Raw genomic sequence first — 23,112 nt, forward strand, 5'->3', positions numbered from 1 at the left:
ACCTGATCATAAGCAGAAATTCTGCAGCTCCCAATTAGCAGGAGCCGCAACTAAACCATTTCAAGGTTTTGTTTTTCGTCGAAAACAGTGATCGATAAAATCGACCATTTACGATTGATTCAAGCGGTTATGTACGTTTCTCTTGGCTTATAATTGTAATTGAGGTATGGCAGCAGAAGGGGCGCGATTTAACCCCTTAAGCAACTCTCCCAACAGTCCCAGGGATTGCAAGTCCGTTACATATTTTCGAATCAGAGATTTAGATATATGTGGGATTGCAAAGGTCTCTGAACCGGACTCGAATGCGTCAACGGCTCCTTGAAAACGATCGGAAGGAATGGTTGAGCCACTGATGACCTCTGTTGGTTTGCTAAAACCATGCATGAGCGGTAGTAACGAATGCTGTTTTAGGTGTTCCGGAAGGCCGCGCAACGCCGTTTCGAATCGATTATGCCAATCAGCATAGTCAAAAACTTTTCTGATGTTGACGCCATGGTCGATCATCCAGTCGACAAATGTATCCAGCGAAATTCCATCATTATGCGGATTCACCAGATTGAATGACCGATACGAATCCGCGTATTGTCTTACCCCAATTTTCAGTATCGCGGAGGCAGTGAAGTCGACCGGTAAACCATCGTAATGAGGCAGTCCCCCGTTTCCGGTGGAGCGATAAAATGATGATGGAGCAATGCCTGTGAGTGCGACGCTCAAAAGAAGGCGAGTAAACATATCGGGGACATTCAACTGTCCAGGATATTGGCTATGCGCCAGAATCATGCTTGAGCGGAATGTGGTGACAGGCAACCCGTAATGGTTGTGTGCTTCTCTAAGCAATACCTCACTCGCCCATTTACTGAGTCCATAGCCGGCTGCGTAGGTATCGTCCGCTTCAATTTCGGCGGCTGCAATACGGATGTCAGCGTCCTCATCCAAAATGGTTCGGGTGTTCACTAAAGATGCCACGGCAATGCTGGACAAGAATACAACAGGCTTTAGGTGGTGTGAGAGAGCCAGGCTGATGATCTCCGCTGTACCGGTCACATTGGCGTCAAACAAGTTACTGTACGGAAGGACGTGGTTCACCAGGGCTCCTGCATGGACAATGGTGTCTACTTCCTTACCTAGTCTGTCCCAGGTTTCCGGATCCAGTCCAAGCTTGGGTTCTCCAATATCGCCTGCCAGTACCTCAAGGTGTAGAGCGGACAGTGATCGTAGTTTTCTGAAAACCTGTGAGTTCTCGCTACCGAAGGACTCATGAAGCCGTTTGGTCGCCGACGCCACATTTTTACCTCGCACGACACAGATCAGCTTGCCTCCCGTTTCACCAAACGCTTCTAGTAACTGCAGGCACAAGAACCTACCTAGATAACCGGTCGAGCCCGTGAGCAGGATTGTTCGAGCTGAATTGGCGGACGCTTTTAGCCCTCGTGCTTTCTGCAGGACATCTGGGCTAATGAATTTTTCGAGTGAGAGATCCTTTGCGTGGAATACGTTTGGCTTTGCACCATGAATTGATGCAGCCGAGGGACGAATCTGGCCCGACTGGAGCGTCTTTTCAATGTAGTCAGAAACGTGCTGCAGATCGTACACGGGGCTAATCAGCATATCGACGGGAATGGTGATTCCATAAGCATCAGAAAGTATTGAAGCGAGACTGACCGCGGATAACGAGTCTCCCCCAAGCTCTCTGAACTGTGCATGAGGGCTGATTTCTTCGGTAGCTCCCCCCACTAAGCTGCGTACCGCTTGTTTTAGCGTTTCGAGTACCGACTGCTGGTTTATCCGTTCGTGAATATCATGGAGCTCATCCAGCTCTTTGGATACAAGCTGATCGTTTAGCTCCTCAAGCCGCTCAGCATACCTTTCGCGGAGCTTAGGCCACAAAGGTTTGCCGTGATCAGAAAGCAACCCGTTAGATTGGGTAAAGGGTTCACTTTCGATCAACAAGTCCCGTGGAATTTCATAGCTGCGCAGCTCGGATTTTTTCGCCAGCTTGCGAATGGCATCACCGAGAAATTGCTTGATCAGTTCTGCTTTACCGTCGAAGCGTTTTGTAAGTTGTTTGGAGGGAACAACAACAGCAAGTAAGTGAGACCATTCGCTTCTTCCATACACGAAGATACTTTGGATCTCTGGTATTGCCGAAAATGTAGTCTCCAATTGAGCCGTCGCGACAAATTCGCCTTGGGACAATTTGATCACATTCTTACGTCGATCTACATAGACCAGTCGATTATGACCTGTTTCGGCCACAATATCTCCGGTTTTGTAGTATCCATGTTCATCGAAGAGCTCAGTGGCTAACTCCGGTCGTTTGTAGTAACCAGGGATGATCGACTGCGTTTTCAAAAGCAACTCGCCGCGAGGGAAGGGCGAATCGGTACCGTAATAGCCGAGCTCGGGTACATCGATAATTCTATAGTCTTCGACTGGAGGACTGAGTAGCTCATTGTCAATCCAGATTGCACCTGCCTCCGTGGAGCCGTAAACATTGTGAAGCGGAATATTCAGTAGCTTTTGCGTAAAAATTTTCAGCTCATTGGACAGCGGGGCGGAACTGCAACTGGCCCAGCCAACTTGTCCTCCCAAGACATTTACCCGGATATCCTCCAAAATCGCCAAGGATGTATCATCGCCGTGGCTAGCTTTTTTTCTGACCAGTTCTGTTTGATATTTTTGATAAATCATCTCGCATATCCGTGGCACCAACGATAATTCCGTTGGCTTGCTTAACGAGATGTCTTCGAGCAAGGTGGAAAGATTGCTCTTGGCCGTGAAATAGCAGGTGCCGCCTCTAGCAAGAGTGCTTTTAAGCGAAGAGTGACCAGCGACGTGGCTCATCGGCATGTAGTGAAATGTAATAGCTCTCTCTTCTGAAAAAATAGTGGCCCACGAGCCGCCCCACATTCCAGATGCAAGCTTCTGTGTGTACATGGCACCTTTTGGCGTGCCTGTGCTGCCTGATGTATATATCAGCATCGACAGTTCGTCATCCGAGGACAGGCTGTTATACAAGGGGGGCTCAGGTAAGGAGGCCCCTTTTGTAAGCAGATCTTGCAGAGGAACGATTGATACCGCACTGGAATTGCTGTCCAGGTGACTGCGTACGGCATCGAGTTTTTTCGAGTGTTCGGACACCTCTGAATAATAATCCAGTAGCAAGACTCGACGAATAGAAGGGGTTTTCAATGCAACTTCCACAGCGATATCCAAGTAGTCAATACCTGCCGCGAAGATCAGAGGTTCGGTTTCTTGTAAAATAGAGTCTATTTGAGCTTGGGACGATCCTGTTTGAAGAGGGACGGTTATTGCACCGAGACGAATGCAAGCTAAATCTAATGTGGCGTAATCGCCGCTCGTGAAGGCCAGAAATGCAACCGAGCTGCCTGCAGTCAGAGGCGCACAGGTGTTGTGGTGTAGTTCGGCTGCCAACGCACCTGTTCGCTTCCAGAGTTCGCCATAAGTTATCGTGCTGTAACTTGGTAGCAGCTTAAATGACACCTCTTTACTGTATTCATCAGTAATAAACGTTCTGTCTCGCTCCCCAATAGCAGGGCGATCTGCGTACTTGCTCATCGTGTCAGCGACGATTTTTGCCAAGCTCATAATTCGTTCCTTGATAAAAAATTTGCGGATAGTGCTCAGATAATCGAATAATCCGATCCAGTGATTTATTCGGGAAGTGTCTTGGGTAGCCAGTAGATAGCGAGTAGTCCTACGGCAAAGGTAAGTAGGCCAGCAACAGCTATTGCGAGGTGCATGCCAGTCAAGAATGCCTGCTGTGCTTGGGCTATCGTTTCGGCGGCGAGACCTGACGTATCGAGCGTTTCGTTCAGAGTGCCAGCAATGTCAGGGCCCGATAGGCGAAACCACAGTGCTGCGAGTGAACCGAGTACAGATATACCCAAGGCGTTGCCGATCTCGTTACTGGTCTCTGCTATAGCGGCTGCAGCACCTGCTCGTTCAGATGGTACTGCTGATACTGCAATCTCGGCGACCAGGCTGAAGGAAAGGCCGTATCCGACGCCCGCAATTATCGTTGAGGCAACAAAAAATACTGCGCCATAGCTGGTGTCCGTCATAAGTAACAGCAACATCCCACCACTGATCAGGAAATGCGTGGCTACAAGCGCCCATTTCTTCCCGATTCGTTCAACGATCTTGCTAGTCCAAATACATGTGGCGGTGAGGACGAGTGCTCCAGGCACAGTGAGCATTGCAGTGGTGAAAACGTCGAACCCGAGTACTGATTGAATGTAGATACCTACGAGATAGCCGGTAGCAGACCAAACTACTAGGGACAATAGTCCGGTCAAAATCGCAATGGTGAAAATCCGATCTTTGAACAGGCTCACATCAAGCAAAGGGTGCTTAAGATGCCGCTGTCTACTGACAAACCAGAAAAGTCCAATAACTCCAATCACGCCAGAGACCAGCTGGCTGGTGGAAATGCCGTACGCAGCTGCCGTTTTGAGTGAGTAGGTGAAGAGCAGGATGCCAATAAACGACAGAGCGAGACTCGGTACGTCGATTCTGCCTGTCGACTCAGCATGTACCTCGCGTAGTAGATATGGCGCGGAGAGCATGAAAATCAACACCACGGGAACGTTGATAAGAAAGACAGACCCCCACGTGAAGTTGTTCAGCAGCATTCCGCCGATCAGTGGCCCGACGGCAAATCCGCCCGCGAAAGTCGCTGCAAAAATCCCAATAGCTTGCGCACGCTGCTTAGGGTCAGGAAAAAGATTGCTGACAATTGCCAGGCCAGAAGGCAATAGCGTTGCTCCTCCCAATCCCATAAGTGCTCTGAACGCAATTAGGCTCTCAGGGGTTGTCGAGAGTGCAGCTCCAACGGATGCCCCGCCGAAGATCATCGCTCCTACCATCACAAGCTTCAATCTTCCGTATCGGTCACCGATGTTTCCGAACGCCACCAGAAGTGATCCGACTACGAAACCGTAAATATCCAGAATCCATAGTGCTTGGTCAGCACTAGGCATAAGAGAGGAGGTGATTCTGGGCATAGCTAAGTACAGAACGGAACCATCCATCGCGACCAGTGCAACCAGTCCCAGTACCGTAAGTAATCCTAGCCATGCTTGCCTATCCGCAGGCTGAGCGATAGTAGCTTGGTGCATAATAAAATGACCTTTAGTTATGAGTTTGTTTGTGGGGCGAAGTTTTAGTGGGTGCTTCTTACTTAAGTAAGTCGCAAATAGCCGTGCCGAGTATTTTTGCACCGTGTTGGGTCAATACGGATTCCGGATGAAACTGAAAAGATGAGAATAGTGGCCCGCGTAGTGCATGCACTTCACCGGACTGAATATCATGGCTAACCTCAATCGTTATGCCTTTACTATATTGAAGTTCTGAGCAGTTTGTCATGGCGGCAAAGGTGTTATAGAAGCCAACTTTTTCTGCGACTCCAAAAAGATCAATTTCTTTCTGAGTTCCTTGATTTGGGGTTTCTTTGCGCATCAATTCTAGCCCTAAGTGAGAACAAAGCACTTGGTGGCTTAGACAGACAGCCAAAAAAGGGCGCCGTTGCTCAAGCAACGTTTTAACTGCATTATGCAGGCTGTTAATTCTCGCATCTTTTTGGTCGCAAGGGTCTCCTGGGCCAGGGCCTAATACAAAGATGTCGTAGCCATTGTAATCTATTGGTTTATTTGCATTTGCTACTGTCACTGACAGACTGAGCGCACTGAGTTGGTGGCATATCATCGAGGTAAACGTGTCCTCGGCATCCAATACCAAAACTCTAAGACCCTCTAGCTCCTTTTGTGGACGAGCACGGTCTTTCGCAGACGCTTGCCAAAAACTTGAAATGTGGTCATTACGTTTATTAAGCGCGGCGCTGATGCGAGGATGGGTGACGAGGTCTTTATATCGATTTTCAGGAGACGGTTCACCGGGCTTGGAATTAAGAGTCCCGGCTGTTGTATCCAAAACGCCAAGAGCTGAAAGCAGACCTGAAGCTTTTGCTCGGGTTTCGGCAGCTTCTGAAGTCGGGTTCGAGTTTCTTACCAGTGTGGATCCGGTAGAAATTCTGATCGTTCCGTACTTATTTATATCTGCAGTGCGGATCAGGATCGATGAATCAACGTAGTGCTGACCGCTTCGTTCGCGGCCTAACAGCGCAACGATTCCGCTGTAATAGGCGCGGCCCTCAGGCTCATATTTTTTGATGACTCGGCAGGCGTTTTCGAGTGGGCTTCCTGTGATAGTTGGAGCAAACAACGTCTCGCGCAGAATTTCCCAAGGTTCCGATTGGGTTTCCCCTTTTATGAGATATTCCGTGTGTGCCAGACGAGTCATTGCCTTCAGATAGGGGCCTTCGATAGTGCCTCCTAGGGTACAGACATTGCCCATCATCTTGAGCTCTTCATCCACGACCATATACAGTTCTTCGGTCTCCTTGCTGTCAGATAGGAAATCCAGAACTCCTTCGACGCTCGGCCCTGATGCCGGATATCGATAGGTACCACTGATGGGATTCATGGTGGCCACGTTCTGCTCCATGCTGACGTGCCGCTCTGGCGTCGCACCGACGAAGACTCTGTCACCGGTGTGGATGATGAAAATCCAATATGCTCCAATCTCCTGTTGCAACAGCCGGCGAAAGAGTGTCAACGCTTTGCGATGACTGAAATCATCAATGGATGCGAGGAATGAGCGTTTCAATACGAAATTCGAACCTGCCCCCATGCCAATTTCATCTTTGATGATCTTTAAAGCAGTCTCGGCGTAGGCGTCATCGTCGATGTCGTAATGTTCACCGCTTATTGTGATACCCGTATCAGGGATTTGCTCCAGGACTTCGCGTTTTGAGAGGGTCGTTGCTGCATCAATGGTCAGTGCGATCAGCGGTTCTTTATCATCAACGCATTCGAAGCCCCGTTCAGTTATCTGGCGGTAAGGAATGATCGCCAATACGTCATGTCCGCCTATTGTTGACGCTCGTGGACGATAGCACCTGGATAGATCAGCGAGTTTTTCTAAGTGCTCAACTGTACCTGTCAGAATCTCTACGGAGTCGCCGTTCGCGGACTCTGGCCGATAAATCAGCGCATACGCAGGAGGCGACATGGAAAGAACGCTATTGAGCAGCTCGTCTTTATTGTCGGGCGCGTTCAGAGGAGTGGTCATATAAAAACATCCTCAGTCGTGCAAACAACGGCGCAACGTTGTGCCGCATACTCGAGGGCAAGGCGATGATGTTTTTCCGAAAAGTCTGCGACGGCGTCTGCAACTAGAAACGTCTGAATGTCGTTGGTGAATGCTTCGACTGCGGTGAACAGTACCCCAACATGGGCGTAGACCCCGCAAATTACGAGTTGGTCACGACCTGCTTCACGCATGCGCTCGAGTAGGCCTGAGCGAAAGAAGGCGCTGTAACGCCATTTGGTAGAGATCCAGTCGTTGGGTGCAGGTGCTAGCTCCTCAACGATTTTTCGATCTTCCGGATCAACCTTCATTCCTGGGCCCCAAAAGTCCTTCAGCAAACCCCGTTGCTCTGGACTCATCCCACCTGGTTGGGCCGAGTACGCAATAGGTACACCCAATCTCCTGCCGCGCTCGCACAGTAATGAGATGTTTTGAACAAGGTGAGTACGATGTTGCCCATCGAACGGCTGAACGAAGTACCGCTGCATGTCATGAATGAGCAAAACAGCGCGGTTGGGGTCAATATCCCACTGGGCGATGTTTGGGGGAAGGTCGAATGAGGTGGGCATTTCGTACGGTGAAATGGAAGGTATGCCGGTCATGATTCTCTCCTTGAAAACCAACAAATGAATGCAACCTCTGCGAGGACAGTGCCCGCTAACGGACTACGGTACACATGGCGGATAGTCCATGCGCTTGCGTCAAATAATCCTGTCACTGCGCGACAGATTATGTCAACTGACAAAATTCGCAAGGTGATAACATTCAGCTTGCGACTAAAATTAAGTGTATTGTTTTCAATCGCTTAGAGATTTTTGTACCAAAATGATTCCGATTAAAAGTAAAAGCAGGCTCTCCATCCATTGATCGCAGCTGGTCTGGATAACCACCCCTGCAAAGGAGTCGTGTCCGCCGTCGAGATTTAGTTCGTTATCACGTAGTTTCGGCTCTCGGTGCGTGCGGGGGGTAATATTGGCGCTTGGCGCCATAGAAACTCGGGCAGTCGTGCCAAGGTCATCTAACATTGAGCTCAGCACAGCGTCACACTGACAGCCCTTGTTTAGGGGGGATGAACGCCCGGTTGTCATAATGACCAGAATAGGCTCTGCTGAAATCTCATCGCCATCTCTCAACGTTCACAGTGCAGAGGCCAAATCAGCAATTATTCAGTCGATGACATTTGTCTTGATGTGTTATTTATCTCATTGAGAAAATAGTCTGGCTGTGTTAAAAGCTTTAGTCGCTAAGCTGGCAGCGAGACGAAGGCGAGCAATAGAAATTAATCGGCAAGAGGTACATTGTGAAGGCACCTGAGGATCTCGGCCGCAGAGAGCGGAAGAAATTGATGTTACGTGAGGCTCTGATCGAGTCAGCGTACAATTTGTTCGAAGAAAAGGGATTTGACGAGACTAGAATCGAAGATATTACGGATAAAGTTGATGTCTCTTCGCGTACTTTTTTCCGATATTTCTCATCAAAAGAAGACGTAGTACTTGATTATCAAGAAGTCGAGCATGATGAAGTCATCGCAGCCTTGAGTGCGAGACCTGCGGGCGAGCCCATATTGACGGCTTTGCGTCACGCAGTTGTCGAGGTAGTCAATGGTTGTGAGTTGGGTTCTTATGGGCTGGACTCCGATAGATTTAAAATTCTAAAGCACCTGATTCGCGGCCATCCATTGGTTTGCGCCAGGAATTTAGAACGTACACAAATCCGGCAAGCTTCGCTGGTTTCAGTAATTGCAAGTAAGATGGGCGTCGATCCTGCTGAGGATATTCGTCCGGGTGTCGTCGCGGGAGTGTTAGAGTTTGCGTATAGCGCAGCTTATGATGTTTGGAAGGATCTTGAAGCACGCTCCGTCCTCTATTCGGATGTACTTGATGATATATTCGTGCTAATCGAAGATGGGCTGAATTTTAGCTGTCAGGGCTAGTACGAGTCTTGCTGTTAGTCTTGTGCGTGAGTAATTATCAATTGAGGAGCTATTTTAAATACTTGTGAGCTTAACAATCGCTCGTCGTAACCTACAGGAACTACAAGTAGTTGTCTTAACCTTCCAGCTATAGCGCATTTTTATATGGTTTTGAGGCTTTTTGGTCTAGGGAAGTGCTCGTGTAGTACACGTCAGTAACGCTGCGCTTCCTTATTTATCTATGTTTTGCACTTTTCTTGAGAGGTAAAGTATAACTTTGTGGGTGGTGTGTTGCTGGCTTGTTAAGCTTTAAATGTATCGACTGCTTTTGTTGTCATGCTGACTTAAGGCGCCGATCAATTAAATTTCTGGCGCGCTTTCTGGGTGAGTTGTGCATGCATAAACTTAACAAGGGCTGTTTTTGTTATTGTCAGATTCTCAATAATACCTTTGCTTGAAAGATATGCTCACGCGTCCATCTTGTTGGTGGGTGAGTGACATTTGTTCACCACGGACGCATAACTGAATGCCGGTTTAGTTGCAGGGGTGGGGCATTTCTCGAGACCATTTGTTTTTTCGTTGACCATTAATTACATTGATACTGAACGTCATTTTCATCAAGCCTTGGCCAATGTCGGTCGAAGATGAGACCAACAGATGACGTCGACACACGATATTTCAAACCATGGAAAAAAAACTTTCTCCCTTGCACATACACTCCCCGGATGCAGTGAACAGATTACGACCGAGAGTTCGTGCTGCTTCTAGGTGAAAGATTGGATCTCGGTTTTCCGACTCGAGCATCAGTTCAGATGTAACGACGCATGCACCGCAGTAATCGAAGATCCCGTGCTCAATCTGCGTCCTCATTGCATCAGCATATCCGTGTCGAGCGTAGGTTCCCTCATCGGCACCTCCGACAGCCACTAGATGAACCCGCAGGTGACGAAGTTTTTTCACAAGAGTGGTTTCCGGATTGAAGTCGAACGCCCAGCCATTAGTGAACACCCGATCAATCCACCCCTTGAGAAGTGCCGGCATTGACCACCAGTAAATGGGGTAGACCAGAACAAGTGCATCGGCACGATCAATCCTCGTCTGTTCGGCAGTAACATCTGCGGGAGGCGGCGCTTCCCTATGATGAACTGCGAGGTCATTCGTGGTGAACCTTGGATCGAAAGCCTGCGCCGAGAGGTCGGCAATTTCGAATGAGTTATTGGGGTCGCTGGATACGCCTTTAGCGACCTGCTTAGCGAGACTATGGGTGAGTGACCGGGAATCATGGTGAGCAATCACGATGAGTGCGTGCATGGCGAGAACTCCTGCTAGTGATTGAGAAGGAATGGCACAAACTATATACTTTTGGTAGGTTTCTATCTGTAAGTTACTTTTGGTATATAGCTATGTCAAGCACTGAAACAGGCGATAAGGACTTCAATCTAGAACCGCGTCGCCGTCTGTCGAGGGAGAATAGGCAGCGTCAGTTACTGGATATCGCCTGGCGGCTCGTTCGGAACGAGGGGACGGAAGCCCTGACACTCGGAAGACTCGCTGAACTCGCGGGCGTCACAAAACCCGTGGTTTATGACCATTTCATCAGCCGATCTGGTTTGCTCGCGGCGCTCTATCGGGAGTTCGACGCACGTCAAAGCGAACTCATGGACGCTGCTCTTCAGACCAGTGAGCCGACTTTGTTGAGTGCGGCCAAGGTCATTGCATCGTCTTATGTCGACTGTGTGATGCTCCAGGGTACCGAGATACCCGGCGTGATTGCGGCGTTGGCCAGTTCACCGGAGCTCGGGATGATCAAGCGCAAGTATGAAGAGGTTTTTCTGAACAAATGTCGGATGGTCTTTCTCCCCTTTGCTGGAAAGGGTGATATCTCATCGGCGAGCCTGCGAGCGATGCTTGGCGCGGCCGAGGCGTTGTCCCATGCCGCTACCAATGGAGAAATTACCCCCAAGCAGGCCATGGACGAGCTTTTGGAAATAATCATCGCGATGGTCGAAAGAAGTTCACGCCATGGATCCCCAAGCGCCATATAGGCAGACAGTTGCCGGCTACCGTATCTGTCCCCCCTACACTATTGTGACACCGCGCAGAGGCGATCTTGCATCACAAAGCACCACGAACGTTGCTGGCGACCTCCGCTGATCCGCGCTGCTCGACCCAAAGGGTAAGCTCCATAATCGCGGCTTCGAGGGCTAGCTGGTTCTGATTGATCTTGAAGAGCAGGGAAGGGAGCAGGTCTGCGTTCGACATTGTGATTCCTCCGTGGAAGAGGTCAGCGTAGCAGGCGGGTGCTACTCTCGTTCAAGCTGCCTGGCATCGGAGGTTACGGCTTCCATGATAGACATCAGCTCCTCAAGCAACTCCGCATAGTAGCGAGTGAGATAGCCGGCAATGGCATCGTTGCGAAGGATACGTACGAGATAACCCTTGGCCACAACCAAGACCAGCATGGTCTCACCCAGTGTGTCCTCAACCTGTTTGTAATCATGCTGAAGGTTCTCCATCTCCCGCTCCATGCGGGCTATGTCAACGGCACTGACGTCACTTGGTTTTTTCTTCTTCTCAACCAGCATCTCCGGTCGCGACGCCGTCAAGACCATTCGTGCATAATTTCTCGTAAAGCAGTTGGCTGAGATCATCATTTCAACTGTTTCAATCTGGCGGATGGGCTTCATCAGTCGAAGGGCTCGGAACACGTCCTGCGATACCATGCGAACCTTCAGCATCTCCGCGACCTCAGGCGCTATGCCTTTCAGCAGATTTTCTCTTTCGTGAACCCTATCCACATTGATCCCAAGCACCGCCGCAATGCGAGAGGCTTCAATACCTTTTTTTAGAGCGGAGATGATCATTTTATGTTCTTGGATTGGTGTCAGTCGGTTGATTTGCCGGTTGTAGGTAAAGCCCTCATCGTCGGTGGATATCAGGCATAGCGCCTCGGTTGCCCCCAAAGCCTTGAGTGCTTCTAAACGAAAATGCCCATCCAAAAGCATGAACGAAGTGACTCCATCAGCGACGACAGACTTGGGGTGTACCACCAATGGCTCAACGACTCCGAGTTCTCTTATTGAACTCAAAATGCTGGCGTACTTTTTACTTCCGGGTGTCAGTTGTTCGACCTTACGCGAGGGTAGGATTCGCTCTAGGGGAATCGCAATGACACGCTGCTCGAATGCCTGCTTGACCTCTATCATCACGGCGTCTCTCCAAATACCGGGGTCAAGATGACTGTCCAGAGCAACGCAGCAGTATCAAGCCAGCCTGGTTAGCCCTAGAAGTCGTGTGGCGCTGAAAATTTGCGGTTGTTGGTCGGCCGCGCTCGTCAGTGCCTTTTCCCTTGGTTGATTCGCTTTCCCAAGGATTGAAACAGGAACGACCATTTTGATAGAGAAGCCGATTAGATCCTTGGAAAGTGATCTAAAAGGAAATTGCGGGTCGCATCCAAACGGATCAGCCTCCTAAGAGATTTAACATTGCAAGCAGATGAAAAGCGTTACCCCAGAGATAGGTTTACGAAGCAACTTGTCCGAATCTGCAAGGCGCTGGATGAGGTATCGGTTCGCGACATTTCATACGACTCATATGGCACTACCGCAACGTGTCATTTAGAGGCTACCGAACTTTGGGTCGTTGGTTCATACGCACGGGGTGCGCTTACCTGCGGCGACTTGGATGTCGTTGTGAGTTTTACGGCCACTGGAGCGGGTCTTCCGATGCCACAGATTCTGTCCAGGGCGTTTTTCGGCGCTACTCCCGGTGTTCGGTTCTACAGCGGCACGCCTGAGGTGAACAGGTCGGGGGCTGCGTTTCCAGATGCGGTGCTGATCTGGTCAACGCAGGATTGCGATTGGCAGGCTCGGATTGATTCGATCAAGCCGGATCTGGCAGCGGGCAGGGCTGCCCGAGATACCGATTCTGTGCCGCTACGCGCTGAGCAGATGCGCTTCCCTAGTTGCACTCTGAACGATGTTGCGCGTTGGGAGCGCGACGGTATTCTGGAGTGGGATTTTGTTTCTTTAGATAACGAGCTGCTGAGCGCTGTGCCTCCACAAGAAATTGGGAGTAAGGAAAGGCAGCTGTTTGAGTGCATAACAGGCATGGGGCAGAAAACCCTCGACTTGATACCTGCCGTGTGGCGGGTCATGCGGGAGGCGGAGCCCGGCGCTTCCTGGAAAGCCGCTGAGAGCGAAAAGGCGACATTGAGGTGTGGTGGAACCTTGATTCATATGGGCGTCCCTGCTTTGGACTTGACGCATTTTGAGAACGCTAAGGTGAGGCAGTTGATGCTGGTGCCACATCGCACTGCGCGTGGCCCTAACGGAATGTGGCTCATCCGGCGTGGCCCCAAACATCCTCATATGCTCGGTTTCAAAAAATGCTGCATTTTCTACGTTGGCAAGCCAAGCATTCAGGCTGTGGCCAACCCTCTGCAGGAGGTGGGAGATGCGCGCATCATTGAGGTTTTCGACTTGAAAGCTGATGCCAAGGAGGCGCTCAAGAAGATGAAGCTGAACTCTGCGGTCTCTTCGCAGGTGATCCAAGCGAAAGGATTTGCACTATACGAGCTCATTATTCGCGCTGACGCGATTCAATATGGCGATGATCTGATTTCATTCACATCCAACAGGCTATCAGCATCGGTAAAGACATAGCTCTCTGGGCTTAAGACACCACAGAGGTCGTCTCAGCAGTTCTGCCCTTGCCTTCGGGCTTGCTGAGCTTTCCCCCCGCGAGAGGAAGGCGACCAAAGACATTATGGAAGCCCCGCATGGAAGAGAATCTACGCCGCCTATTGTTGGCATTCGAGGATTGGCTGGTACGCGAGGAGCTTTTGGGCGATGCATTTTTCCTATCGCCGGCAGAATGGCTGAAGCGTGGAGAAAGCTGGCTGAACGACGCCGTGTACGTTTTGGTGTTCGACAGCAGCAGTATCCACTACATGCTGAATTACGGGTGCGATCTCACCGAATTCGACGACATCTTCGAAAGCTTTGGCTTCTACTACGAGATGGGGCATAGCTGGAATCTGGGCATTTACCCGATTGAGGATTACGACTTCACTCCAACCCCGGCAAGATCCACGTACTCGCAGCTCCTTCGCGATCCCCGCTGGAAGCGTAAAGCTGACCTCGTGAAGCAAGTGGCTGAGCATAAATGCCAGGATTGCGGAGCTGCCGGCAGGCTTGAGGCGCACCATTGCTACTACGCCCGTATAAGCAATGGATTTCGGCCCTGGGAATACCCAATCAGTTCGCTTCGGGCGTTGTGCCCTCGATGCCACGAGACCCGAGAGAAGGTCGAGATGAGTTTCCGCGCCTGGTCTGCAAAGCTCACTCACCAGCAGCTTGTGCAGCTCCAGAAGGGGGTCGACCATGCGGGGTACTGGATAGGGAGCAACGAGCTTCTTGAGCTACTCAATGAATCCAGTCCCAACGAGTGCCGAGAACTCAAAGAATTGCACAAAAGATTAATGAACAAGCCCGCCACGTGATTATCTGCACTGGGGACAGCGACCTTTGGGCACAATTGCTCAAAAAAGCTGGATCATTTCGGGATTGATAGAGGGAATGTAATTCCACTATGGCAGCAGTCGTCTGTTACAAGTGCGTTAAAGAGTCGTACCTAGAGCGCCAGATGAAGCGTAAAGGTTTGTCCATGCTGTGTACTCTGTGTGGGGTGAAGCGCAAATGCTTTCCCCTTTCAAGTATCTCCAGCATGGTAAAAGCGGTCTTGGACGCCTATATATGCGAGGGTGAATACTACCGGCGCTTTAACCCAGGTTTTTCGCAGGAGGGAGATGAACCGGAGTTTTGGGTAAGTGAGGTTCTACGCTGCGACAATGTAGAGCCTATAGTTCAAGCGGTCTGCAATGACCTTGAGGGTTATTCTTATAGCCGAGACACCAACTATGTCCGTAAGCCATTTCTCCCCGATGGTATCGGTTGGCAGTGGGTCGAGTTCCAGGAAGGCATGCTGCACGGCAATCGCTTCTTCAACGACAGCGCCCGACAATTCCTGGGTTGGCTGTTCGACGGACTAGACAGCTATTCCAGTTCATCGCAGGTAAATGCCGTCGTAAGGCTGCTAGCATCGGATACGGCACCGCCAATTTTCCGAGCTCGCCCATGTGCCTCGTCTGAAGAAGTCGACTCCATTTCGGCTGATCCAGACCGCAATCTGGGAGCTCCTCCGAAAGAAAAAGCTAAAGATGGGCGAATGAACCCAGCAGGAGTGCCTGCGTTCTACGGAGCTTTTGAACGCAACACCTGTGTGGCCGAGCTCCGGCCACCAGTAGGCAGCAATGTTGTAAGCGGGGAGTTCCGTCTTAGCGGAACCGTCAGGGTATTGGACTTTGGGCGGTTTGCAGAGGCCGATCTGGGCGCGCATCCAAGCTTTTTTGAGCCCAATTACACCCTCAAAGCCGGGCGACGAGACTTTCTTCGCGACCTGCACGAGCAAATCACGGTTCCAGTGCTACCGGGATCAGGAAAAAGCTACCTGATCACTCAGGTCATCGCTGAATACCTTGCGACACAACATTTTCCTCGTTTCGACGGAGTCATCTTCAAGTCAGTTCAAAAGCCGGGGGGGCAGAACATCGTGCTGTTCTCGCATGTGGCGTCACGGGAGACCTCTGTCGTTCAACCTACCAGTGGTGGATACATGATTCTCGGGGCGAAAGCGTCGGCGGGCCCTCAGATAACTTTCGTTCCTGGAAGCTTGGTGATGCATACCATTACGGGTGTCCACTATGCGCAGGACGATCATGCACTTTGAGTGCTCGGCGAGGGCAAAGGGTGCAGCGAGTAATTGCTAGAGTGGGGCCTTGGCCGCCTCACTTGCCGTTAGCCAGTCGATTTAATATTGCCCTGGCGGTCACCAGCGCTATATGAAGTCGCAAGGTGGAATGATCTTCATCCGAGAGGCCTTTATGCGAACCATCCGAGTGCAACATCTTCAGCAACCCGTTGAGCATACCTTTCCCATCCTGGTTCCATTCGGAACGTCCCTCGGATAGAAACCCGCATTTGGCCAAGGCTTGAAAGCCGTTGTTCAAGCTGGGGTTCGGTGGCAGATCAGCGGACGCAATCCGTGTTGCTATTTCCAGAATGAGGCTCTCAAGGAATGTCCTGATCTGAGCGTTGGCAGCGGCCCAGTCCCCCCTGGTATGTGCGTCGATAGCCTGATCAAGATGACCACAAGATCTGACGAAGCCGAAATGCTTCAGGTGCTGGTGAACCAGATCATCGCCAGCAGGCAAGTCCACATTTTGTGGCAAGCTTCGCCGCAGCCAAGGTGGAGTGCCTTGTCCGCAATCGCCGGCATCCCATGAGACATTAAACCCATCTCGTGCCAGGCAGCGCTCAAGCTGCTTTTGCTCCTCATATCTGGGAGGCGAACTCATGAGCCGAACGGCTTCCCGAACTAGGGCCTCGCCATGCGTCATCTGACCCTCCCTGGCCCAGAAAACAAGCTCAGCTCTAGCCATGAGAGTCTTGTTGAATACCACTCTTTTCTTGGGAACCGACAGCTCACTTCCCGAAGGTACCCACTGATCCAGCTCAAGACGCTGCACCATCAGGTCAAAGCCTGCGTTTGTTCCTGCTTTCTCAATCAGATCCGATGCAGCCAGTAAGGTTTGACGAGTGAAATGCAGTTGCTCAGACATCATGTCCTCCAACGTTCATTAGGTACGCTGTCTCAACAGTCAGGCGGGCAATTGGACTCTCGTCTGGGCCTGCTAGCGAACAGCACGGACTAACTTTGCCATGCCATGCCACGCCACGCCACGCCACGCCACGCAGCTCGGCATCGGAGAGCTCCGATCTGCGAAAGAAGTCGGCGTCGCGATTATGGCGTTCAAAGCAAGTCAGTGGCTTGCTCCAAAAAACACTTGAATCTCCTTATTCGTGTATTCGCAGGGCATATGTCTAATCCATTTCCAGCATGTACCGACAATGATCGCACAGCGCATCGGAATGGAACCCTTCCATGTCCGCAACCGCATCAAGTGTCGCTCCGCACTCCGTGCATTCAGGAGCTTTCGGGCCGTAACCGCAAATGGCGCAGCACTGTTCCTCGATAACGTATGAGTCATGGTCACAGTGTTCGCAGACATCTAGCGGGCCTTCTCCGCCTTGAGTGGCCGCAATGTATAGGTCTGTGAAGTATTTCCCTGTGAGCATGGAGTCGACCACATCGTCAAACTGCGATGTAGATTCGCATCGGGTGCAGTGAAAGGCAGTTAGTGAAAGTGTATCGACGTCGCCTGAGGCTTTCATGAGCTTGGCCCTGCATTCTGGACAGCTCAGATGCTCTGTCGCGCTTGCAAGAATGTCCGATGGCCAAGAGACATGGCTGAGTGACTCTAGGCATGCCTTTCGCTCTCGCTCGTAGAAGGCTTCCTGCTCGGTCAGAAATGTCCAGGTGTCTGTGCCCAGCAGAGTCACCGGACTGATGCCTAAATGAGTGGGAACGAATTGCTGTATCAGGTGAAAGCAGTTGGCAACAATTTCCAGCAGTACCGATGTCGGACGGCTGCTGTAGTAGTGCTCTATATCATTTCTGATGGTGGTGAGTGCTTCCAGCAGGTTCCACTCTACTCCATCAACCCCTAGGCCCTTGAGCCGCGAAATTATCGTGTGGACATCAACGGTCTTTTTACCGCTGCCGACCCAAACCACTTGGCCAGCAGTACCCAAGGTAGGTGTCACTTTCTCTTTAAGGAGTGCCTCACCTGAACCAGGCGAGCTCATGGCCTGCAACTTGACCTTGAAGAGCAATAGGAGACCCGACGTTAGATTTCGAATGGATGAAAGGGCTCGGGCTTCATCGTGCTCCGCCGCTTTGAAGTCCTCCACCCCGAGTCGGATGGAAGCTACAGCGTTATCTTGCATTGACATCCCTTTCCCCCAGTTAAGTGTCTGCCTGCTGACGGCAGATCCGAGCGTACGGTTTTCCCTAGTTTCCGCTACTTATGTGTCGAGAGGCCATGAATATTCCAAGGTCATGAGTAGCAGCACCGATGTGGCCGGTAGCCGAACAGTTATTGCCTGCCGCATTTTTGGCAACAAAGTTGGCGAGAGCGATCTCTCCGTGATCACCTACTGGCAGTGGGCATGTTCGAGATGCTTGATGAAGCTCTCTATCAGATGATCGATATTTCGGGCCCTCGCGGCCCGGCGCAATGTCGGGTTCCGACTGATATCTCGGAGCAAAACTCAGCTAACATATAGGTGGTCAATCCCGCAGGTATTCCTCATGGCTACTGCCACTGTGAACGCCAAAGACCAAATCACCATCCCTGTCCAGGTACGGGCAACTCTTGGCCTAAGACCAGGAGATGAAATCGAATTCGTCGACCTGGAGAATGGTCAGTTCGCCATGGTGGCAGCAACGTATTCCGTTGAGCGACTGAAGTGCATGATTCGCAAGCCGAAGGTCATCGTGAGCATTGATGACATGAATTCCGTGTTTTGCGCGGAAGGAGTAAATGCTCGTCGATAGTGCTTCACAAGGAGTAAGGCTTGCTAAGGTTTGTCTCGCGCTTCCTTCCACGGCGGCCGATGAGACGGGTTGTTGCTATCGCGTTTTCGGGCCTAAGACCCGACTCATCGAGTGACTACTTTATTTCACCTCGGCGTTGCCACGCTGTCCGCTACCCCAGGCTTCAGTGAGCTCGTCTATTAGATCCACGATTTGAGCCGTTTTTGATAGGACTAGGCAGCGCGTGTTGCCGACAAATTCTTCAATCAGATACACGGCGTCGCCGACATCCAGCTCCAGCTCTTGCAGCGCCTCATCGGGAATTCGGATTGCACCGTCACCATCCCACTCTTCGATGATGATTTTCATAGGTGGCTTTCTCACGTGTGGTCTCCAGTGCTTCTGAGTCGGCACGCCATTCAAAGCCCGTAGGTTCTCGGCGACACTTTTTACAGACCCGGATAATCATCAAGCCTGAGGCTAGGAGCGCCTCCGTCCTCCGACTCGCCCTTAGGCATATGTATCACTCCAGCTTCGGCGTCTGCACGCATCTGCTCGAGCTCTTTGTGAAATGCCTTGTCCTGAACCGTGGGTTTGCTGGTATACGGTTTTCGGTCAGGGACAGGCTGGGCTGCATAAGTCGTTACCGCATCCGGGTCGTGCTGTAGTTTTTCTTGAACTTGCGATTCCAGCATTGCACGGAGCGCGTCTTTGTCGGGACGGTTCAGCAATTTGTTACTCCTATTCGGAAGCCAAGCACTAGCTATTCGATTGGTACATTGAGCAGTTGGTGAGGGTAAGGCCGTTTATATTTGTGCTTGCATCGCAGATTGGCAGTTACCCGGATTGCAGGTTAAGAATCCTAGTAAGCCTACCAAGGCTCGGCGGCAATCGTCTGTGATGAAAATGATGTCATAGCTACAGTCTTGGATGCAGCTTTCGAGATGACTGAAGTGGCAAAACCCTCACCTGCCGTTTTGCATGGAGGCTCAGAGGGCAGCAAGCAATCGTTCGAGTTGTTCACACTCCCAGGCACTCAATAGGTCGACAGGATCAACTCCGTCGCGCTGCCAGAGTTCGAGTGTCCCGACTCTACCATCAGGCGACCTGCAGTACTCGCAGTAGTCCAGGGTGTCACAGTCATTGAATAGCGTGAGCTGCCAGCCATCAATCTCTACAGGCATCAGGCCGTGATAGATCTCATTCCATGACTGGATGGTGCTTCGCTTCATGATGCGTTTGCCAAGCGCGACGTCCTTTAGCACTTGCTAGACCTCGCGGGGGGGTGAGGGAGGCGGTTGTGTTCAAATAATTCTGCGTTCGAGTCATCGCTTGCCCATAGCTAAGCTGTGGTGTGAAGTGTCGTCAGTGGGGGAGGTCGTTCGTTCTGGTCAGTGGGCCCGGCTAGAAATTTGCTTTCCGGACGATTTTTCAGAGAGTTCAGCTATGGGTTGCTCCGGCTGCAGCTCCGGCAGTATCTGTAGACGGAGGTGTGAGTGCTGTCATCGTTCAAAGAGTACCAACCTGGGGAGCTAATCTCAGGAAACATTTGGACAGCCTTGGGGTTGCCTTCACGCGGCACTTGCCTTTTTGATCTCATCCACACTGGACTACCTGTCAGGTTTCTCGACCGGATAGCGAGTCTCTCTGTATTCACGAGGCGAACACGTCATAATGCGCTTGAAAGCGTGGCTAAAAGCACTGTCGGAGTCATAGCCCAGCTTTTGTGCTATGGACGAAATGGTAGTGTGGTTCGTTTTCAACAATCTCGTAGCTAATTGCATGCGCCAGCGCAAGACGTACTCTAAAGGGGCAACACCAGATTTTTGCTTGAATCGTAAAGCGAAGGTCGAGCGAGAAACACCCGCGATTTTGGCAAGGTTCTCGACCGACCAAGAACGCGCCGGATCGGCATGAATGGCTTGAATGGTTGCCCCGATACGTGGATCGGATATAGCAAGCAACCAGCTCGGTGCGCTATTTCCGTCTTGGATCAAATAAATTCGTAAAACCTGCACCAGCATGATGTGGCCGAGATACTGAACCACAATCGAGTTACCAAGAGACGGATTGGTGAGTTCATAAGCAATGCGCTGCAAGGCCCAATTCAGCACAGATGCTTGATCCGAACCACTTTTGATGACTGCCACGGGAGGCAGTCCGTCAAATAGAAGGCGCGCTTCTACACCGAAGTCAAAACGACCCCCGATCAGAAAAAACGCATCGGCCGTCCCACAACTGGCGATGCCATCGACGGCATGGCGATAAATCGCATCCGACTGGATGGCCGGAAATGCCAAGTCGCTGCGGAGTGAAAACGCCCGCTTGCGCGGCAAAAGAAAGCAATCTCCGGCCGTCAATCGGATGGGTTGCTCCACGCCTTCCACTACCAGCCAACAAGTACCTTCAAGGATTGCATTGAACTTGATGCCGTCGGGTGGCGGAAAGTCGATGGCCCAGTCTCCACCAGCCTTCAGACCTGCAAAAAAGGAGCTATGAGTACTTAGGAGGGAGAGGGCTTCAGACAGAGGATCCATAAGGTGTTTAGGACGATCTCGATAGATAATGGGACTTTGCTGCATTCACAGTCCTAAGTCTAGCCTAGACAATAGTGGACGTGGGTTTTGCCCCGACTCCATGTCAGATGCCCAAGGACACGCCATGACCAGCAAACAGTCTCCCATCCGCTCCGGTTTCGGAGCGGTAACCACCGCATTAGAGTTACTTGAAGGGTGCGATCTGTCCAACACCACAGCCATCGTCACCGGGGGCCACTCCGGCCTGGGTCTGGAAACGACAAGAGCGCTGGCGAAGGCAGGCGCGAGTGTCGTTGTCGCAGCGCGTGATGTAGAAGCTGCTCGCGCAAAGACTAGCGGAATCTCCAATGTAGAAATCGAGCGACTGGATCTTTCCGATCTGACCAGCGTGCGCGACTTCGCTCAGCGTTTCTTGGCAAGCGACCGACACGTCGACATCCTGATCGGCAGCGCAGGAATCATGGCTTGCCCGGAAACCCGCGTAGGGGAGGGTTGGGAGGCACAGTTCGCCACCAATCATCTGGGGCACTACGCCCTCGTGAATTTGCTATGGCCTGCGCTCAAGGGTGGAGCAAGGGTGGTAGTAGTGTCATCGGCGGGGCATCACCAATCGGGTATCCGCTGGAACGATGTGCAATTTACGCAGGACTACGACAAGTGGTTGGCATATGGACAGTCGAAGACGGCCAATGCATTGTTTGCTGTCCACCTTGATCGGCTTGGTCAACACGAGGGTGTCCGGGCTTTCTCCCTTCACCCCGGTAAGATTCTCACTCCGCTCCAGCGTCATCTGGCGCAGGATGAAATGATTGCCGCCGGCTGGCTAGACGTCAACGGCCACCTTGCCGATCCGACTTTCAAGACGACGCAGCAAGGTGCGGCGACCCAAGTTTGGGCCGCAACAGCTCCACAGTTGAATGGCATGGGAGGCTTATATTGTGAGGACTGTGAGATCGCTTCGCTGGATGCAAGCGAACCACCATCTTTTGTCGGCGTCCGGCCTTATGCCGCCGACCCCGATCAAGCCGAACGCCTTTGGGCTCTATCCGCTCAACTTACAGGGATTGACGCTTTTGAAAGGAAATGAGTGAGCGGTATAGAACGTCCATACCTATGTTGCTCTCTGTCCGAGGCTGGAGAACTTCACTTCGGCTGCTCAGAAGAGAAACTGCCCATTGAGTCGCCGCCGCTGTCGCGCACGACGGAAGAACTGGACAAAGACCCTGGGCGAACAGTTGTTCATCCGCACTGGCCGGGATAGGGGCGGCGACTTCGCTGGACGGTTACAGAGCTTCACGACACGGGTCGAACAGCTTTGGACGGTGCGCTGCAGGTGATTCGAGTTTCGCCATCGACAGAGACGGTGGGGGGAAGCGGAAAAACTGAATTATTCCAAATTATGGCTCAGCAATAATTATGGCTGAACCATAATTTCTCACTTTAAAAAACTTCTGTTTAGGCATCGGAGCAACACGTCGTCATCAAAATAGACGGAAATTCCTACTGTTGCTGCAACGTCGAACTGCAGATAAGGTTGGGTCATGAACGATCCTCGTAACCCCATCACCACTTCTGCGAACCGCATTCAGAGCCAGACCGTATCGGCGCTTACTGAAGCGATGGAAGCTCATCCTTTCGCATCTCGAACTCTCGATCTATTGGCGGCTGACATGAATGCGCATCCAGAGCGCATTCAGCCTGTGAAAACGCGTCTGGTCGCTTGCATCATTTCGCTAGTCGGTCAGGTTGATGTTGACCTCAATTCGCCGCTCTTTTCAGAAGATGAATAAATCAGGGCAGCGAACCTAGGCTCTCCTGTACGCGGCTCCCTGATCTTTATCCATGATTTCGATAGGCAGCAAGATCCCCGCTAAAAACTACGGTGTGGTAGCCCTGTATTCAGTAGGGCCCTCCACAGATCATCTATGCCTGGTTCGAACCTTCACATAGGGCCAATTTCAGCCAGACATAAAATCAGTTCGTGCAGCTGAAACA

The 23,112-nt window shown here is 51.3% G+C and carries 20 protein-coding genes; 8 read left to right on the top strand and 12 right to left on the bottom strand.

Features of this window, described 5'->3' with window-relative positions:
• Window positions 1-147 precede the first annotated feature (147 nt).
• The 4 genes from car to CKW25_RS00135 all read right to left on the bottom strand — a co-directional run bounded on the left by car (window position 148) and on the right by CKW25_RS00135 (window position 7,772).
• Window positions 148-3,609, bottom strand: coding sequence for a carboxylic acid reductase (gene car / locus CKW25_RS00120; RefSeq protein ID WP_095077012.1), 3,462 nt, complete (start codon window positions 3,607-3,609; stop codon window positions 148-150).
• Window positions 3,610-3,674: 65 nt separating this feature from the next.
• Window positions 3,675-5,243 (bottom strand): MFS transporter, encoded by a 1,569-nt coding sequence (locus CKW25_RS00125; protein WP_256577882.1) that lies wholly within the window; start codon window positions 5,241-5,243, stop codon window positions 3,675-3,677.
• The gene (locus CKW25_RS00130) at window positions 5,200-7,092 is read right to left on the bottom strand and encodes an anthranilate synthase family protein (RefSeq protein ID WP_371854545.1); all 1,893 of its coding nucleotides are present in this window, start codon (window positions 7,090-7,092) and stop codon (window positions 5,200-5,202) included. Before CKW25_RS00130 ends, CKW25_RS00125 begins: the two co-directional genes overlap by 44 nt.
• Window positions 7,093-7,148: 56 nt before the next feature.
• Window positions 7,149-7,772, bottom strand: coding sequence for an isochorismatase family protein (locus CKW25_RS00135; RefSeq protein ID WP_095077015.1), 624 nt, complete (start codon window positions 7,770-7,772; stop codon window positions 7,149-7,151).
• A 698-nt stretch (window positions 7,773-8,470) separates the two neighbouring features.
• Between CKW25_RS00135 and CKW25_RS00140 the strand changes: the two genes are divergently transcribed.
• Window positions 8,471-9,103, top strand: a complete 633-nt coding sequence (locus CKW25_RS00140) for a TetR family transcriptional regulator (protein WP_095077016.1) — start codon at window positions 8,471-8,473, stop codon at window positions 9,101-9,103.
• Window positions 9,104-9,760: 657 nt separating this feature from the next.
• On the opposite strand, the gene CKW25_RS00145 is transcribed toward CKW25_RS00140, so the two are convergent.
• Window positions 9,761-10,393: an NAD(P)H-dependent oxidoreductase gene (locus CKW25_RS00145; protein WP_095077017.1), complete on the bottom strand. Its 633-nt coding sequence runs from the start codon at window positions 10,391-10,393 to the stop codon at window positions 9,761-9,763.
• A 92-nt stretch (window positions 10,394-10,485) separates the two neighbouring features.
• Here CKW25_RS00145 and CKW25_RS00150 point away from each other — a divergent pair, with 92 nt between their 5' ends.
• Window positions 10,486-11,127: a TetR/AcrR family transcriptional regulator gene (locus CKW25_RS00150; protein ID WP_095077018.1), complete on the top strand. Its 642-nt coding sequence runs from the start codon at window positions 10,486-10,488 to the stop codon at window positions 11,125-11,127.
• A gap of 70 nt (window positions 11,128-11,197) precedes the next feature.
• On the opposite strand, the gene CKW25_RS26585 is transcribed toward CKW25_RS00150, so the two are convergent.
• Together CKW25_RS26585 and CKW25_RS00155 are read right to left on the bottom strand one after the other, a co-directional pair.
• On the bottom strand, window positions 11,198-11,344 hold the full coding sequence (locus CKW25_RS26585; RefSeq protein ID WP_172736365.1) for a hypothetical protein: 147 nt from the start codon (window positions 11,342-11,344) through the stop codon (window positions 11,198-11,200).
• 41 nt (window positions 11,345-11,385) lie between these two features.
• Complete coding sequence (locus CKW25_RS00155; RefSeq protein ID WP_095077019.1) at window positions 11,386-12,288, bottom strand: plasmid partitioning protein RepB C-terminal domain-containing protein; 903 nt, start codon at window positions 12,286-12,288, stop codon at window positions 11,386-11,388.
• Between the two features lie 519 nt (window positions 12,289-12,807).
• On the opposite strand from CKW25_RS00155, the gene CKW25_RS00160 reads away from it, so the two are divergent.
• The 3 genes from CKW25_RS00160 (at window position 12,808) to CKW25_RS00170 (ending at window position 15,871) form a co-directional block, all read left to right on the top strand.
• A complete protein-coding gene (locus CKW25_RS00160; protein WP_095077020.1) occupies window positions 12,808-13,746 on the top strand; it encodes a hypothetical protein in 939 nt (312 codons plus the stop codon).
• 116 nt (window positions 13,747-13,862) lie between these two features.
• On the top strand, window positions 13,863-14,585 hold the full coding sequence (locus CKW25_RS00165; RefSeq protein ID WP_095077021.1) for a hypothetical protein: 723 nt from the start codon (window positions 13,863-13,865) through the stop codon (window positions 14,583-14,585).
• Window positions 14,586-14,728: 143 nt separating this feature from the next.
• Window positions 14,729-15,871 (top strand): RES family NAD+ phosphorylase, encoded by a 1,143-nt coding sequence (locus CKW25_RS00170; protein ID WP_256577883.1) that lies wholly within the window; start codon window positions 14,729-14,731, stop codon window positions 15,869-15,871.
• Window positions 15,872-15,929: 58 nt separating this feature from the next.
• Here CKW25_RS00170 and CKW25_RS00175 read toward each other — a convergent pair whose 3' ends face one another.
• On the bottom strand, window positions 15,930-16,763 hold the full coding sequence (locus tag CKW25_RS00175) for a hypothetical protein (RefSeq protein WP_095077348.1): 834 nt from the start codon (window positions 16,761-16,763) through the stop codon (window positions 15,930-15,932).
• Between the two features lie 262 nt (window positions 16,764-17,025).
• Entirely contained in the window at window positions 17,026-17,991 is a 966-nt protein-coding gene (locus CKW25_RS00180) for a hypothetical protein (protein ID WP_256577884.1), read from the bottom strand.
• A gap of 364 nt (window positions 17,992-18,355) precedes the next feature.
• Here CKW25_RS00180 and CKW25_RS00185 point away from each other — a divergent pair, with 364 nt between their 5' ends.
• Window positions 18,356-18,601, top strand: coding sequence for an AbrB/MazE/SpoVT family DNA-binding domain-containing protein (locus CKW25_RS00185; protein WP_095077023.1), 246 nt, complete (start codon window positions 18,356-18,358; stop codon window positions 18,599-18,601).
• A gap of 120 nt (window positions 18,602-18,721) precedes the next feature.
• Here CKW25_RS00185 and CKW25_RS00190 read toward each other — a convergent pair whose 3' ends face one another.
• The 3 genes from CKW25_RS00190 to CKW25_RS00205 form a co-directional block, all read right to left on the bottom strand.
• Window positions 18,722-18,949, bottom strand: a complete 228-nt coding sequence (locus CKW25_RS00190; RefSeq protein ID WP_256577885.1) for an AbrB/MazE/SpoVT family DNA-binding domain-containing protein — start codon at window positions 18,947-18,949, stop codon at window positions 18,722-18,724.
• Between the two features lie 80 nt (window positions 18,950-19,029).
• The gene (locus CKW25_RS00195) at window positions 19,030-19,311 is read right to left on the bottom strand and encodes a hypothetical protein (RefSeq protein WP_095077025.1); all 282 of its coding nucleotides are present in this window, start codon (window positions 19,309-19,311) and stop codon (window positions 19,030-19,032) included.
• An 879-nt stretch (window positions 19,312-20,190) separates the two neighbouring features.
• Window positions 20,191-21,117 (bottom strand): AraC family transcriptional regulator, encoded by a 927-nt coding sequence (locus CKW25_RS00205; protein ID WP_095077349.1) that lies wholly within the window; start codon window positions 21,115-21,117, stop codon window positions 20,191-20,193.
• Window positions 21,118-21,241: 124 nt separating this feature from the next.
• Between CKW25_RS00205 and CKW25_RS00210 the strand changes: the two genes are divergently transcribed.
• Together CKW25_RS00210 and CKW25_RS25930 are read left to right on the top strand one after the other, a co-directional pair.
• Window positions 21,242-22,204: an SDR family NAD(P)-dependent oxidoreductase gene (locus CKW25_RS00210; RefSeq protein WP_095077027.1), complete on the top strand. Its 963-nt coding sequence runs from the start codon at window positions 21,242-21,244 to the stop codon at window positions 22,202-22,204.
• A 454-nt stretch (window positions 22,205-22,658) separates the two neighbouring features.
• The gene (locus CKW25_RS25930) at window positions 22,659-22,907 is read left to right on the top strand and encodes a type II toxin-antitoxin system PrlF family antitoxin (RefSeq protein WP_143497205.1); all 249 of its coding nucleotides are present in this window, start codon (window positions 22,659-22,661) and stop codon (window positions 22,905-22,907) included.
• The last annotated feature ends 205 nt before the right edge of the window (window positions 22,908-23,112 follow it).

It is taken from the genome of Pseudomonas sp. Irchel s3h17 (assembly GCF_900187505.1).
Classification (GTDB): domain Bacteria; phylum Pseudomonadota; class Gammaproteobacteria; order Pseudomonadales; family Pseudomonadaceae; genus Aquipseudomonas.